We start from the raw sequence: 14,492 nt of genomic DNA on the forward strand, positions 1-14,492 counted from the left end.
TCGCAGAGCAACATTGAATGTACCCCGATCCTGGTACAATCCTGCGCTGGAAAAAACGCTGAACTGCCTTTGGTTACGTTGCATTTTCAATACGTTCCTCGCGCAATTGTGACCGGCGGGCTTTGCCGGCATCGTCTCTTAGATTTTCGTTTGTGAACTCGAAGCTGCGCGGGATTTTATACCGCACCAACTTGTCGGACAGAAAATCCCGTAGCGCATCCGCATCGCCATGTCCGCCAGCCATCTGGACAATGGCATGCGTCCGTTGTCCCAGGTCAGTATCAGGCAAGCCAATGACAATGGAAGACCGAACATCTGGATGCTCGTCAAGAGCGGCCTCAACCTCTGCCGGGAATATATTGGCGCCACCCGACACGATCATGTCCGTCCGTCTGTCGGCGATATAAAGATAACCTTCCTCGTCGACATGGCCAAGATCGCCGTAAGTTTGCCAGCCGCCCAAGGCCTTGGGCTGCGCTCCGATATATTCATAGGTCGAATTAGGACCTGTATCTGGAAGAAAGTAAATCTCGCCGATTTCGCCTGTCGCGCAAGGATTGCCCGCTTCATCGAAGATGCGCATCCGGGCTCCTTGCCGGACCTTACCGACCGAGCCTTTATGTAAAAGCCACTCCCGCCCGGTAATCGTTGTACCGCCGAAAAGTTCGCTACCGCCATAGACTTCGAATATCCGATCAGGTCCGAGCCAATCAATCCACGCCTGTTTGAGCCATATAGGACATACCGACGCCAGATGGAGTACGAGCCGAAGGCTAGAGAGGTCGAAGGATTGACGCTGATCTTCGGGCAGTCGCCATATCCGGTTCATCATCGTCGGGACAAAACTGACAATGTTGACCTTATAACGCTCAATCAGTTCGAGTGCGCGCAAGGGATCAAACCGCCCCATTTCCACGACATGGTTGCCAGCGAAGAGGCTGTGGAAGGCAGAGACAAAGGGCGCGTTGTGGTACAGCGGACCCGGGTTCAAAATTGTGTCGCCGGGCTGATAATAAGATACCGCCTTTACCGGATCATAGAGACTGGTATTCTTGTCGACGATCAACTTGGGCCGTCCTGTAGATCCACCACTGGTATGGATCTTCCAGCGTGAAGAAATCTTCGATGGAAGTGGTTCTGCCGATTGATGGGGTTCTGGCTCTGTCCCCGTTGCAAGAAACTCCCAGCCATCAATCCGCGCATCTTCTTCGCCGATAACCAGGCAAGGTGCCGCGATTTCAACGATGGCTTGCAACTCGGCCATTGGCAGTTTCGATGATACGATATTGGGTGTTGCGCCCAGTTTCCATATCGCAAACGTGTTCACATAAAATTCCAGGCCGTTGGGTACCGCCAACGTCACTACGCCTTCTTCAACAACACCTGCAGCAGCCAACTGGCGCGCCTTGCGATTGGCAAGTGCGTCAAGCTCTGCAAAACTTGTTGTTACATTATTAAAGGTTACCGCAGGCAACGCCCGGTCTCTGGCAGCATGCGAGGCGAGCAGGTCGCCCATTGGAATGGAATGGGAACTGCCAGCATCCATGCTCGAACCATCACTCGCCACTATTCATTCCTTCTCAGCATATCTGGACCATTTCACGGACTTAAACGCCGCTTTATCCCTTATCTCGGGAAGTCTTAGCAGATCGCGATGGCGCGAGACCGGATAAAATGGTGCACGACATTCCTTTCAGGAATGCCTCGCTAACGCAAAAGACCCTCGGCGGCATGGTTGCGAGATGATTAGAGCATCGCGCGGCTTGCTCTAACGAGGCGGCGTGCCAATCAAGGGGGACACGTCGCCTCGCTATGCCTGTGAGGCATTTCTCTCGCCGCGTTGGAATTTCTGCTGTCGGTCGGGTTCGACTACCACATGCTGTATCTACGTACAGCCATGACGGAAAAGCAAGAAAATGAAGGAATATTCGACGATTACGATTGCTCGCGAGGGGGCAGTCGACTGGCTGACGCTTAACAGGCCTGAACGATTAAATGCCCTTGACGGAACGATGGTCCAGGAGTTGTGGGACTATTTCGAAACCCTTAAGTCCGATTATTCGCGGCGCATTGTTGTCATGCGCGGCGCGGGTAGAGCATTTTGTGCCGGCCTCGACCTTGTCTGGCTGAACACATCAAAGAAAGGCATGCCAAGGGGCGCGAATGACGAAGGGCCTGGCCCTTCGCTGTCCGGCGTCATCATGAACATGCGATCATGTCCGCAAGTCATCATATCACTGATTCACGGAGCGGCGTGTGGTGGTGGGTTCAATTTCGCGCTCGCGTCCGATATTCGGATCGCAGGTGCCAGCGCGAAGATGAACGTGGCGTTCATAAAGCTCGGCTTATCCGGCTGTGAACTTGGAACCAGCTATTTCTTGCCGCGAATGGTAGGCACGTCGGTCGCTGCCGAACTGATGATGACTGGCCGGTTCATTCACGCTGAGCGAGCGCTTGCCACAGGGCTAGTTTCAGAGGTTGTCGACGACGATCAGCTTGGGGACGCCGCCCGCTTGTTGATTGCCGATTTGCTAGCGGCATCACCGATTGGATTACGTAAAACAAAGGAAGTCATGTCGCGTGCCGTCGAGATTGAGGATCTGTCGGCGGTCATTCGCATCGAAGAGCACACACAGCGAGAATGCATGGAGGCTGGTTTCTTTCAGCCAACGCTGGGCGCGCGTGGCACCAAAGCGGAAAAGGCCGCGTCGGAATGACGAAAAAGAACCACGAGCAGTGCCAGTGACTTACGATTATATCGTTATCGGTGGCGGATCAGCAGGATGTGTGGTGGCCGCGCGGCTTAGCGAGCGCGCAGAAAACAGCGTACTCCTTCTCGAATCAGGCAATGCTGATCGCAATCTTATGCTGGCAATGCCCTTGGTATTCACGGCGCTTCGTGAAAGCACCTTTGACTGGGGGTATGACAGTGACCCCGAACCCTTTGCATCAGACCGCGTGATGCCCACGCCCAGAGGCAAGGTACTTGGGGGCTCGTCCTCGGTCAACGGGTTGATGTACTCCCGGGGCCATCCAAAGGATTATGACCAGTGGATGCAAATGGGGGCAAAAGGCTGGTCTTATGACGAAGTCCTGCCGCTCTTCAAGAAGTCGGAACGCAACTGGCGCGGCGAAGGGCCGACACATGGAGGAAGCGGTCCACTAAGCGTCGAGCGCTCTGCGACAGACGAGCCTGTTGCCAAGGCAATTCGAGCAACCGCAGATTCGCTCGGCTATCGCACACTTGATGATTTCGAGGCAGGTGATCCCGAAGGCTTCGCCCTTCCCGATCAGACGACTTTACGCGGACGCCGGGCCAGCGCATCAAAAGCGTTCCTTGATCCAGTGCGAACACGTGGCAATCTCACAATCATCACAGGCGCTCACGCAACCCGCATCGTCATAGACGAGGGATGCGCAACCGGCGTCGACTATCTAAAAGACGGACAGAGTTTCCGGGTGAATGCCACCCGGGAAATAATATTGTCGGGGGGCGCTTACGCTTCGCCGCAACTTATGATGCTTTCAGGTATTGGTCCTGCGGACCATCTCCGGGATATTGGCATACCTGTCATCCATGATCTTCCAGGTGTCGGGACGGGCTTGCAGGAACATCCCCTGGTGCCAATGGGATTTCTCGCAAAAAAGCCGTTTCTGTTCAGCAGACAGCTCCGTGCAGACCGTCTGGCATTTTCGCTGGTGAAGTGGATGCTGACAGGTCGCGGCGTTGTGTCACGCGCGCCTTTGAGCAGCATCGCATATCATAAATCACGGCCCGATCTGGAACGACCGGATTTGGAGAATGTTTTCATGTCGACGAATCTGGCAGCCAACGTCTGGTTCCCCGGTTGGCGCAAGCCGCAGCCCGACATGCTTACTTCGCTTAATGTTGTCCTGCGTCCCGGAAGCAGGGGAACCGTGCGGCTTCGGTCTAACGACCCTGAGGCTCCACCTCGTATCCAATTGAATCTTCTGCAAGACTCCGACGATGTGCGCCTACTACGTTATTCCTTACGCTGGACCCGCGATTTCGTGAAGCAGGCACCTCTTTCCGAATATGTAGGCGCAGAAGCGTTTCCCGGACCGGCTGTCCAGAGCGATGACGCGTTGGATGCCTTCATCCGTCAGAGCGTTACGATTACGCAGCATCCGGCCTGCACCTGCGAAATGGGCATGGGTAATGACGCTGTCGTTGATCCTGAACTCAAGGTGCGCGGTATTGATGGCCTCCGGATTGCCGATGCGTCGGTCATGCCGACACTGATCGGTGGCCATACCAACGCGCCTTCGATGATGATCGGCGAAAAAGCAGCCGCAATGATACTCGCGAGCTAAATAGGAGATTTGGAAAATGTCTGCATTGATTAAACCAACAGCGCAAACGCAAACAGTTCTTGATCGTCCGTTTCAACTGTTGATTGATGGTGCGTGGAGCGACTCCAAAAGCGGGGAAACACTCGACGTCGTCAATCCGGCAGATGGCAGCGTCATTGCCAAAATCCCCGCAGGGACCGAACAGGATGTCGACCGGGCTGTCGTTGCAGCCAGACTTGCGTTTGAGGCTGGCGCATGGGCACGCATGACACCCGGCGACCGCGCAAAATTGCTGTGGCGCATCGCCGACCTCATCGAAGCACGCAAAGAGGAGTTCGCCGAGCTCGAAACACTCGATAACGGCAAACCGATCACGATGTCCACATGGGTCGATGTCCCCGCTGCGGTTGCGGCACTCCGCTATTGGGCAGGCTGGTGTACGAAAATCGCGGGAGAAACGCGGGCAGTTGACATGCCGGGCGAGTTTGTTGCCATGACACTTCGCGAGCCTGTTGGAGTGGTCGGTCTTATTACTCCATGGAACTTTCCGCTAATGTCTGCGGTATCCAAATTAGGCCCGGCCCTTGCAGCGGGGTGTACGGTCATCCTGAAGCCAGCCGAACAAACCTCGCTTACAGCACTTCGGTTAGGCGAAGTGCTTCTTGATGCCGATGTCCCGCCAGGCGTTGTGAACATAATCACAGGGCTCGGATCTGTGGTCGGGGCAGCGATTGCCGAGCATGGCGGCGTTGATAAAATCTCCTTCACGGGTTCTACGGCGGTCGGAAAATCATTAATTGGTGCTGCCCGCGGTAACCTTAAGCGCCTCACGCTGGAACTTGGCGGAAAATCCCCAACGATCATCTTTCCAGACGCCGATCTGGAGAGCGCGATTGCTGGCGCTGGAAATTCTATCTTTCGAAACAGCGGGCAAATCTGCGTCGCCGGATCACGACTCTATGTCGCGCGAAATCAGTTCGACCAAGTCGTCGATGGACTGGTGAAATTTGCATCGGAGTTCAAGCTTGGACCGGGTCTGGATCCGGCTACGACGATGGGCCCGCTTGTTTCTGATGCCCAGCATGGAAGAGTTCTGGACTATATTGCCAGTGCGCGCGCGGAAGGCGCAAGCGTGATATCGGGTGGCAACGCCTTTGGGACCGAAGGATATTTTGTCGAGCCAACGATTATCGGTGACGTAAATCCGCAAATGCGCGTGGTTCAGGAAGAGATATTCGGACCGGTGCTGGTCGCAACAGCCGTCGATGATCTTGACGAACTGGCGGCTCTTGCAAATGATAGCATTTATGGCCTTTCTGCGAGTATATGGACACAGGACATTTCATCTGCATACAAGCTGGCAAAAAAGATCCGCGCAGGGACCATTACGATTAACAGCGGCTCAATCGCAGGACCCAATCTGCCATTTGGCGGCTTCAAACAGTCTGGTTGGGGGCGCGAGAATGGGGCCGACGGCATCGAAAGCTTTACCGAACTCAAGACGGTTATCACAGCACTTTAAGATGAGCGTTCGGCCGCACGTAATTTCTCTTCGGACAATCGGGTAGCGGATTGAACGGCGATAAGCCCAAAAAAACGCCTCAAGGCATGGAGAAGAAAATGGACATTGATGGGGTGGAGACCAGAGCAGAACCAACATTGCTTGGCCGCGGATTATATTGGCAGGATATGAAAGTGGGCGCGAGCTTTCGCACCTACACGCGCACGATTACAGAGACTGATCTTGTAAGCTTTGTGACATTGACCGGCATGACCGACAGCGGCTTTCTTGACGCAACGATTGCAGGTCCGATGGGCGGACGACCTGTTCCAGGCGCGTTGACATATTCGATGATCGAAGGGTTCATCGTGCAATCGCTCATCCGCGGCACTGGCATTGCGATGCTGGCTTGCACACAAGAAGCAATCGCGCCGGTCCATGTTGGCGATACCTTGCACGCGATCATCGTCTTTGACAGCGTGCGCCCGACCTCTAAGGGCAATCGCGCGATCGTCGATTCCTCAATCATCATCCTCAACCAGCATGGTGAACATGTACTGCGTTATACGTCGCGGCGCATGATTGCAGGGCGCCCGGAAGTGGTGGAATAGCCCATGTTGCCACTCAAGGGCATAAGGGTCATTGACCTCACAACCGTCGCAATGGGCCCGCTGGCTAGTCAGTGGCTCGGCGATTTTGGTGCCGACGTAATCAAGATTGAGGCGCCGGGCGGCGACTCGACACGTCAGACAGGTCCATCGACCGAGGCAGGCATGGCAGCCATGTTTCTGAGTTCCAACCGCAACAAGCGAAGTGTGGTACTTGACCTGAAGCAGCCCGATGACGGCGCTGCATTGGCGCGGTTGATCGACGGTGCCGACGTGTTCATGCATAATATCCGGCCCCAGAAGCTGGCTAAGCTTGGGCTTGAGCCTGAAAAGCTGCTCGAGCGCAATCCGCGCTTGGTCTATGCCGGGCTGCACGGGTTCGGCGAGGCCGGTCCCTATGGCGGCCGACCCGCATATGACGACATTATTCAGGGCCTGTCGGGCGGTGCGGATCTCATGCTGCGCCAGACAGGTGTGCCGCAATATTTTCCGACGATTACCGCAGACAAGACAACCGGGTTAATTGCCGCAATGGCGATCCTCGCTGCGATCACCGGACGTGCGACAACTGGCCGCGGCGCGATCGTCGAAATTCCTATGTTCGAGTGCATGGCGGGCTTCAACCTCGTTGAGCATCTTTATGGCCGGCATTTTATACCTCCCCGCGGGGACATGGGCTACCCGCGTGTCTTGTCGCGCCATCGTCGTCCATATCGGACGCGCGATGGTTATATTTGCATGCTGCCTTACACCGATGCGCATTGGCGCTCCTTTTTTGCCGAAGCCGGAGCGACCGAGCACACGGACGACCAACGCTTTGTTACGATTAATGCGCGCACAGCAAATATAGACGCACTATACGAGCTCACCGCCGGTTTAGTAGTTTTAGAAAGTACAGATCATTGGCTCGGCGTGTGTGAACGTGCCGGCATTCCTGCCTCCCCAGTCCTGTCTCTGGATGACCTTGTCGAAGACCCGCATCTGCACGATGTCGGCTTTTTTTCAACTCTGCACGACCCCTTGCTGGGCGATTTATTGATGCCAGGCGTGCCGGTATTGTTTGATCGGCAGCGTCCCCCTGTCCGCATGCCGCCGCGACTGGGCGAGCATAATGATGAAGTTCTGAAACCTGAAAGCGGCAAGCAAGGCTTATAGCGCCGATGATGGATATGGCTAGAGCAAGCCGCGCGACATGTGAATCACTTGGCTTGCTCTAATCTTTTGTTGTCACATCGCTTTATGCGGAAAACCGGTTCCCACTTTTCCACGCGATGCTCTACATGGCGGCGTCTATATCCGATGATGGAATGCGCTCGCGGCACGCCTCAATAAAAGCGCGTACCGCCGGTCGGGGATTGCTGCGAAGACGTATCGCGCAGCAAATCGGTGCAGCGGGCAATGTGTCCACCAGCTCTAAGGTTGCGAAACGCTTCTTGAAAATGCCTGTATGCGTATAGGGGATCGCGACAAGGCTGATCGCATCGGTTTTGGCGACGATCCTTTCCACGATCGGAAAATAATCGATAATATGCATCCTGTCTTGCGCATCGAAGCCCAACTCCGCGTAAAGCTGTCGCCAGACATTGTCATAAGGCAAAGAGGCCGATGGTGACACTATAGCATATTTGGCAATTTGAGCTGGCGTCACCGCACCGCAGCTCAATATGGGATGTCCATGCCGAGCAAAAAACGTGGTTCGCAGCGGCTGCATAGCTTCACGCCGAAGATCTGGCTGACCCTTGAAGGCGTCGTCATATCCCAACGCCACGTCGACACCGCCCGATCTTAATTGCTCCAGAATTTTGTCGAAACTATCGCCAACGATTTCAAGTCGGATCGTTGGATGTTGTTTATTCAATTTCGCCAAAGGTTCCGCCAACAGCCATTCGAGCGATGCTGGACACACACCGATCCTCAATACGCCTGCAAAGGGGTCGGACTTTTGAGAAGCACCGCGCAACATATCCTGCGCCTCGTCCAACAGTCGCGACGCACGTTCGACAAAAATGCGTCCCTCAGCGGTCATCAAGACACCACGCGCGGTCCTGTTGAAAATCGAATATCCAAGCTGACGCTCCAGATCAGCCACGCTTTTGGTGATTGCCGACTGGGTTACCCCGGCTCGCTCGGCGGCGGCGGTAAACGAACCAAAGCGTGCAGTAGTAACCACATGTTGCAGACGCCGGTCAATCATAAGCTTAACTGCTGACTATTACAGTGTCCGAACCAATGGCACAGTCTCCCGTGCAGGTGTTTGTCACTCCAGCAAAGGCTGCGGCTCGTTTGCAGGTCCATTAATACAATATATCGGGTGGTCACCCTCGTTTCCCCTCACATCGCGATTTCTGCTCTATTACGAGACAACAAAAATGTGAAACCATTTCTATCCATTTACCAGTAGACGGTTTCATCGTGGGAGGCGAGCATTTGGTTTATTTGTAAGCCACTGTGCGGCTATCCACATAACCTACAGTGTAGAGTTTTCGTCGATGCAAGTTCATCGACAAACATCATGTGATCTACGCCGAACGGCGTGTTTTGGCAAAACTCCGGTCGCCTCATCGATCGCTTCGGAGCCAAGAACAAGACCGCCTACGCCAGCATTCCGGCGCTCTCGCTGGTATTGGCATTACCCTTCTTTCTTGCCTTCGCCTCAGCAGACCGATGGGAAGTGTCGCTTGCCTTGCTGTGCGTGCAGCTGTTCCTTAACTCCTTTTTCCTCCCAGCGACCGTCACCTTTGTCCAGGGCGAGGTCGCTCCAGGTGAGCGCGTCATTTCGGGCGCCTTGCTCCTCCTTGTGATGGACCTGATCGGCCTTGGTTTGGGGCCCACATTCGTTGGAATGGCGAGTGACTTTTTCCGTCCGCAATATGGAGAGAATGCCTTGCAGATGGCCTTCTATGCACTTGCGCCCATGTATATCATTGCGGCGCTTCTGTTCCTGTGGCTTGCCCGGCTGATTAAACAGACACCTTCCAACCCCGCCCGGAGTTCATCATGAATATGTTCATGAACCCCTTGGGTTTGGATGAAAATAGCGATTTTTAGGAGAGTGTGGATGATGCAGCGAAGGAACAGCGTTGCCGCAGTAGCGGCTCTGATGATGGTTACGATTACGCCGGGCAAAGCGACGACGGCTACCGTCCAGGCGCAGGCTCCGGATACCATGGCCGCGCGTTGCACGGCGCTTGGAAAGTTACGCCTGCCCGACACAAGCATCGTCAGAGCGGCGCTGGTTCCGGCGAAGGCCGCCGAGACGACAATAGCGGGAGAGACACCCGGCCATCGCAGTTTCTGCCGTGTCGTCGCGCGCGTGCGGTCGGCGCCCGACTCCGACATCGGTGTCGAGATATGGTTGCCGACAGAGGGATGGGCCGGCGTTTTTCACGGCAATGGCAGCGGCGGCTTTGCAGGCGCGCTCAATGCCGGTTATTCGGGTATGGGCCGAGGGATTGCGGCGCGGATTTGCCTCCGCTACGACCGATACCGGGACGGCCCCTGCCACCCCGCTGGAAGGCGATGCTCTCATCGGCCAGCCGCGAAAGTGGCGGGACTGGGCACGTTCATCCACGCATGTCATGACCATGACCGGAAAGGCGCTTACCAAGGCATTCTATGGCCGTGATGCCAAACGCTCTTATTTCACCGGCTGTTCGACCGGCGGGCAGCAAGGTCTGATCGAATCGCTCTATTACCCCGAAGATTATGACGGCATCCTTGTGGGCGCTCCGGTCATCAACCGGACCTGGGGCCATGCGGCGGTGCTGTGGGATTATGCAGCGGCGCATCGAACGCCGGGCAGCCTCATTTCGGACGCCAAGCTAAAGCTTCTGAACAAGGCCGCCATTGCGACCTGCTGGCGTCAAGGTCACGGATTGGCCGGGGATCGATTCGTTTCGGATCCCATGAGTTGCAAATTCGACCCCGCGGTGCTGCAATGCAATGGCGCAGTCTCGGACAATTGTCTGACCGGAAGCGAAGTTGCGACCGCCCGCGCCTTTTATTCAGGACCGACTAGCCATGACAGCAAGGCAAGCTATTTCGGCTGGCTGCCAGGCAGCGAGATGCCTGACACATTCGGCTGGTCCTTCCTGCAAACCCCGATTAACAGCGAGCCGCCTTTCGGGGCGCTCTTCAAACGGGTTTTCGGTGCGGATTGGGACTGGAAAAGCTTCGATTTCGATCGCGACATGCCCAAGGTACAGACGCTCCTCGACCCGATCGTGAACGACGCCACGCGCGGTAGTCTTGAAGCATTCGTCGCGCGCGTCGGCAAGTTGATTATCTATCACGGATTGGCTGACACTCTGGTCGCCCCCGAGCAGTCGGTTGCCTTCTACGAGCGGCAGGCAGGACAGATTGCGCGAGGCCGTAAGCTCGAGAACAACGCGCGTCTATTCCTTGCACCCGGCATGATGCACTGTGGCGGTGGCACCGGCCCCGACGCCTTCAACGCCACCCTTGGCATTCCGCCCAGACCCCCGGTGGACGACGCGCAGCACGATATTTTCTCGGCCCTGATCGCCTGGACCGACAGGGGCGAGGCACCCGATCGCATCATCGCGACGAAATTCTCCAGCGAAGATTCGGGCGAAATATCCATGCAGCGGCCAATTTGCCCTTACCCGCAAAAGGCCGTGTATCGCGGCACGGGTTCGACACGATCGGCAAATAGTTTTGTATGTACCCGATCAACGAAGCCCTGACTGGCTCAATCAGTGCTCGTGACATGGGCACTGGGAGATAAGCGGCCATTGCACGTTGCTAGGGCTTGACGGATATATCTGCCTTCCAGTTCCATGGCAGCAGTTGGTCGAGCCGGCTGGCGGGATGGCCATCGCCCGCGATGCCTACACGGGACGGCTCGGGATAATATTGGATATATCGGCTTCAGCCATGCCTGCCGTACATGGCTCGGATTTCAATCTATCCTCCAACCATGCCTTGCAGGAATAAAAATGTTGACGAATGCATTTGACACGCCCCGTCGATCGGTCATCTTTACTGGACGAGAAGGGCATTGTGCGCCTTCGATCAGGCCGCCGCGCCGAAAGGATTGCCCTGAATGACCGACAATAGCCGGATCGGTTCCCGTCATCTCGTCGAACAGGATCTGCTCGACTTCATCGACAAGATGACACCGATAACCCTGAGCGAGGAACTTCTCCCGACGTTGCGGGCAGGCTTCGGCGCGCGTCTGGAACTTGAGGAGGATTCCAAGGCGGTTGAGATGGTCGAGACCTTACGCCGGACCGTTCCGGGCCCGGGCGACGATCCGGATGTGGGGATCGCGCTGCATCTTCCGCGGGAGGCTGGTGTCACCCGCGGTGCCATATTGCACATCCATGGCGGCGGCTACGTCAGCGGCGACGCCTATGCCATGATCCCCGGCCATCGCAGGCTGGCGATGGAACTCGACTGTATCATAGTCTCTGTCGACTATCGCCTGGCCCCGGAGACACGTTTTCCGGGCGCGGTTGAAGATTGCTACGCGGCGCTCGCCTGGCTTGTCGGCGAGGCGGACGCACTCGGCGTCGACCGATCGCGGATCGGCGTCATGGGGGAGAGCGCCGGGGGCGGTCTGGCGGCGTCGCTGGCGCTGCTCGCGCGTGATCGCGGCGAGTATGCACTGGCCTACCAGCATCTCATATATCCGATGATTGATGACCGTACCTGCGTAACCGAGGATTCAAATCCCTGCGCCGGCGAATTTGTCTGGACTGCGGAAAGCAACCGCTTCGGGTGGAAATGTCTGTTGGGGACGGAACCTGGAGGGCCGGACGTCTCTCACTATGCGGCGGCGGCGCGTGCTCCGGATTTGCGCGGGTTGCCCGCGACGTTCATCAATACCGGCGCGCTCGACCTGTTCGTCGATGAAGACATTGCTTACGCACACCGCCTTATCCGCGCTGGCATCCCGACCGAGTTGCATGTATATCCGGGCGCCTACCACGGCTTTCACCTGGTCCCGGACGCCAGAACGACCCAGCGCGCGTACTGCGACAGCCGTGATGCGCTTCTGCGGGCCTTAGGGTCAGAACCTGTTGACGCAACTGGAGCGCGCTCGGCGTGAGCTGGCGCCGACCGCATTCGATGCAACGGAATGGCTCGGGAGCAAAGGGAATTGGTCGGACCGCCGTCACACGGCTAAAGTTCCTCGACCAAAAGCCGCCCGACAATTAGGCATTGGCGGTCTGTATTACACATTAGGGAGAGGCCGTCATGGACCTTATCATCAAGAACGGCGAGATCGTCGACGGCACCGGCGCACCGAAATTCCGGGGCGATGTCGGCGTGAAGGACGGCAAGATTGCCGCCGTCGGCAAGGTTGAAGGCACCGCCAAGCGCACGATTGATGCCGGGGGTGCGATCGTCACCCCCGGCTTTGTCGATATCCACACCCACTATGACGGTCAGGTCTCGTGGGATGCGATGCTCGCGCCCTCCTCGATCAACGGTGTTACCTCGACCGCGATGGGCAATTGCGGCGTCGGCTTCGCGCCCGCTAGGCCCGACAAGCATGATTTCCTCATCGCCCAGATGGAGGGCGTCGAGGACATCCCGGGCACCGCGCTACACGAGGGCATCACTTGGGATTGGGAAAGTTTCCCGGACTATCTCGATGCCCTCTCACGCCGGTCCTACGCCATCGACATCGGCGCGCACCTGCCCCATGCGCCGCTGCGTACCTATGTGATGGGGGATCGTGGTGCAGACCATTTGGCCGTTCCCACCGCCGCAGAAATCGAACGGATGCGGCAACTGACCTATGAAGCGATCCAGGCCGGCGCGCTGGGCTTCTCTACTACTCGCACCGTCAATCATCGCACTCGCGACGGCGACAATATCGGAACATTCACCGCCTCGGAAGAAGAACTGCTCGGAATCACGCGTGCGTTAAAACAGGCGGGCAAAGGGGTCATCCAACTCATATCCGACGCCTATCTTACCGATGACGATGATTTCGCCGCCAGGGAGCTTCTCCTTATCCGCACTATCGCCGAGCAGACGGGCCGCAACCTCTCCTTCACGGTGCAGCAAAATGACGATGCACCCGACCGTTGGCGCAAGATCTTCACGGAGATTGCCTCGATGCGCGAGTCCGGCCTTCCGGTCAGCGCCCAGGTAGCTTCACGCTCGATCGGCGCGATACTCTCCTTCGCGGCAAGCGCGAACCCGTTCATTGCCTGCCCGACATATCAGAAGATCGCCGCCGCGCTACAGGGCGACGCACTCGTCACCGAACTGAGGAAGCCCGAAGTGAGGGCGCAAATCCTTGCCGAGCATGCGGATGTGAATTTCACCGGCAATGCTCACGCCATCACCAAGGGCTATTCACGGATGTTCCGGATGACTGATCCGGTCGACTACGAACCGAGCGCCGAGACCTCTCTCCAAGCCGAAGCTGATCGCCTCGGCTGCAACGTGCATGGTTATGTCTATGATACCCTGCTCGAAGAGAATGGACGGCAGCTTATCTACCTTCCATTCAATAACTACTCCAATGGCAATCTCGACGATGTTTATGGGATGATGACTGAGCCGCACGCACTCTATGGCCTCTCGGATGGTGGTGCCCATTGCGGCTCGATCTGCGACGGCTCCTTCCCCACGACGACCATAGGGTTTTGGTCCAAAGGCTCGAAGTCTGGCCTCTCAATGCCGCTGGAATCGCTGGTGCACGGATATACACAGCGCAATGCGCGCCATGTCGGCTGGCACGACCGCGGCGCGATTATGGTTGGCCAGCTTGCTGACCTCAATGTTATCGATCTCGACAATCTCTCGTTGAGCCCGCCGGAGATCGTGCCAGACTTGCCCGCAGGCGGAACGCGCCTGCTGCAGACCGCGAAGGGATATCGCCAGACAGTCAAGTCGGGCATTGTGACCTTTGAAGACGGAAAATGGTCCGGCGAAACACCGGGCCGACTCGTGCGCGGCGAACAAATGGCGTGAAAGTGACTGGTCTAAGTGTCTGACCCGAAATTAAGTTGAGTGGTATCAGTAGTTTAGCTTGACGCTTCTTCTAGAGTCGAAATCGACCTGATTGAATCGATGGGGTTTTCATG

General features: G+C 56.7%; 11 protein-coding genes. 9 read left to right on the plus strand and 2 right to left on the minus strand.

Features of this window, described 5'->3' with window-relative positions:
- Positions 1-73: 73 nt before the first annotated feature.
- Positions 74-1,567: an AMP-binding protein gene (locus tag VIN76_RS00970; RefSeq protein WP_332039942.1), complete on the minus strand. Its 1,494-nt coding sequence runs from the start codon at positions 1,565-1,567 to the stop codon at positions 74-76.
- Positions 1,568-1,916: 349 nt separating this feature from the next.
- On the opposite strand from VIN76_RS00970, the gene VIN76_RS00975 reads away from it, so the two are divergent.
- The 5 genes from VIN76_RS00975 (at position 1,917) to VIN76_RS00995 (ending at position 7,578) form a co-directional block, all read left to right on the plus strand.
- Positions 1,917-2,717: an enoyl-CoA hydratase/isomerase family protein gene (locus VIN76_RS00975; protein ID WP_332039943.1), complete on the plus strand. Its 801-nt coding sequence runs from the start codon at positions 1,917-1,919 to the stop codon at positions 2,715-2,717.
- Positions 2,718-2,742: 25 nt separating this feature from the next.
- Positions 2,743-4,335, plus strand: coding sequence for a GMC family oxidoreductase (locus tag VIN76_RS00980; RefSeq protein WP_332039944.1), 1,593 nt, complete (start codon positions 2,743-2,745; stop codon positions 4,333-4,335).
- Positions 4,336-4,351: 16 nt separating this feature from the next.
- On the plus strand, positions 4,352-5,836 hold the full coding sequence (locus tag VIN76_RS00985; RefSeq protein ID WP_332039945.1) for an aldehyde dehydrogenase family protein: 1,485 nt from the start codon (positions 4,352-4,354) through the stop codon (positions 5,834-5,836).
- Positions 5,837-5,934: 98 nt separating this feature from the next.
- Complete coding sequence (locus tag VIN76_RS00990) at positions 5,935-6,426, plus strand: acyl dehydratase (protein WP_332039946.1); 492 nt, start codon at positions 5,935-5,937, stop codon at positions 6,424-6,426.
- A gap of 3 nt (positions 6,427-6,429) precedes the next feature.
- Positions 6,430-7,578 carry a CoA transferase gene (locus VIN76_RS00995; protein WP_332039947.1) on the plus strand — a complete coding sequence of 383 codons (1,149 nt, stop codon included), beginning with the start codon at positions 6,430-6,432 and terminating at the stop codon, positions 7,576-7,578.
- Positions 7,579-7,699: 121 nt separating this feature from the next.
- On the opposite strand, the gene VIN76_RS01000 is transcribed toward VIN76_RS00995, so the two are convergent.
- Positions 7,700-8,617, minus strand: coding sequence for a LysR family transcriptional regulator (locus VIN76_RS01000; protein WP_332039948.1), 918 nt, complete (start codon positions 8,615-8,617; stop codon positions 7,700-7,702).
- A 339-nt stretch (positions 8,618-8,956) separates the two neighbouring features.
- Between VIN76_RS01000 and VIN76_RS01005 the strand changes: the two genes are divergently transcribed.
- The 4 genes from VIN76_RS01005 (at position 8,957) to VIN76_RS01020 (ending at position 14,379) form a co-directional block, all read left to right on the plus strand.
- Complete coding sequence (locus VIN76_RS01005; protein WP_332039949.1) at positions 8,957-9,424, plus strand: MFS transporter; 468 nt, start codon at positions 8,957-8,959, stop codon at positions 9,422-9,424.
- Between the two features lie 421 nt (positions 9,425-9,845).
- Entirely contained in the window at positions 9,846-11,129 is a 1,284-nt protein-coding gene (locus VIN76_RS01010) for a tannase/feruloyl esterase family alpha/beta hydrolase (protein ID WP_332039950.1), read from the plus strand.
- A 359-nt stretch (positions 11,130-11,488) separates the two neighbouring features.
- Entirely contained in the window at positions 11,489-12,496 is a 1,008-nt protein-coding gene (locus VIN76_RS01015; protein ID WP_332039951.1) for an alpha/beta hydrolase, read from the plus strand.
- A gap of 149 nt (positions 12,497-12,645) precedes the next feature.
- Positions 12,646-14,379: an N-acyl-D-amino-acid deacylase family protein gene (locus tag VIN76_RS01020; RefSeq protein ID WP_332039952.1), complete on the plus strand. Its 1,734-nt coding sequence runs from the start codon at positions 12,646-12,648 to the stop codon at positions 14,377-14,379.
- The last annotated feature ends 113 nt before the right edge of the window (positions 14,380-14,492 follow it).

Origin of the sequence: Parasphingorhabdus sp. (assembly GCF_036568145.1) — a bacterium.
Taxonomy (GTDB): Bacteria; Pseudomonadota; Alphaproteobacteria; order Sphingomonadales; family Sphingomonadaceae; genus Parasphingorhabdus.

Excerpts from the sequence above, each read along its gene's own strand:
- VIN76_RS01010 (WP_332039950.1), top strand. The coding sequence starts at position 9,846 with ATGCCGGTTATTCGGGTATGGGCCGAGGGATTGCGGCGCGGATTTGCC.
- VIN76_RS00985 (WP_332039945.1), top strand. The coding sequence starts at position 4,352 with ATGTCTGCATTGATTAAACCAACAGCGCAAACGCAAACAGTTCTTGAT.
- VIN76_RS00990 (WP_332039946.1), top strand. The coding sequence starts at position 5,935 with ATGGACATTGATGGGGTGGAGACCAGAGCAGAACCAACATTGCTTGGC.
- VIN76_RS00975 (WP_332039943.1), top strand. The coding sequence starts at position 1,917 with ATGAAGGAATATTCGACGATTACGATTGCTCGCGAGGGGGCAGTCGAC.
- VIN76_RS01015 (WP_332039951.1), top strand. The coding sequence starts at position 11,489 with ATGACCGACAATAGCCGGATCGGTTCCCGTCATCTCGTCGAACAGGAT.
- VIN76_RS01000 (WP_332039948.1), bottom strand. The coding sequence starts at position 8,617 with ATGATTGACCGGCGTCTGCAACATGTGGTTACTACTGCACGCTTTGGT.
- VIN76_RS00995 (WP_332039947.1), top strand. The coding sequence starts at position 6,430 with ATGTTGCCACTCAAGGGCATAAGGGTCATTGACCTCACAACCGTCGCA.
- VIN76_RS01020 (WP_332039952.1), top strand. The coding sequence starts at position 12,646 with ATGGACCTTATCATCAAGAACGGCGAGATCGTCGACGGCACCGGCGCA.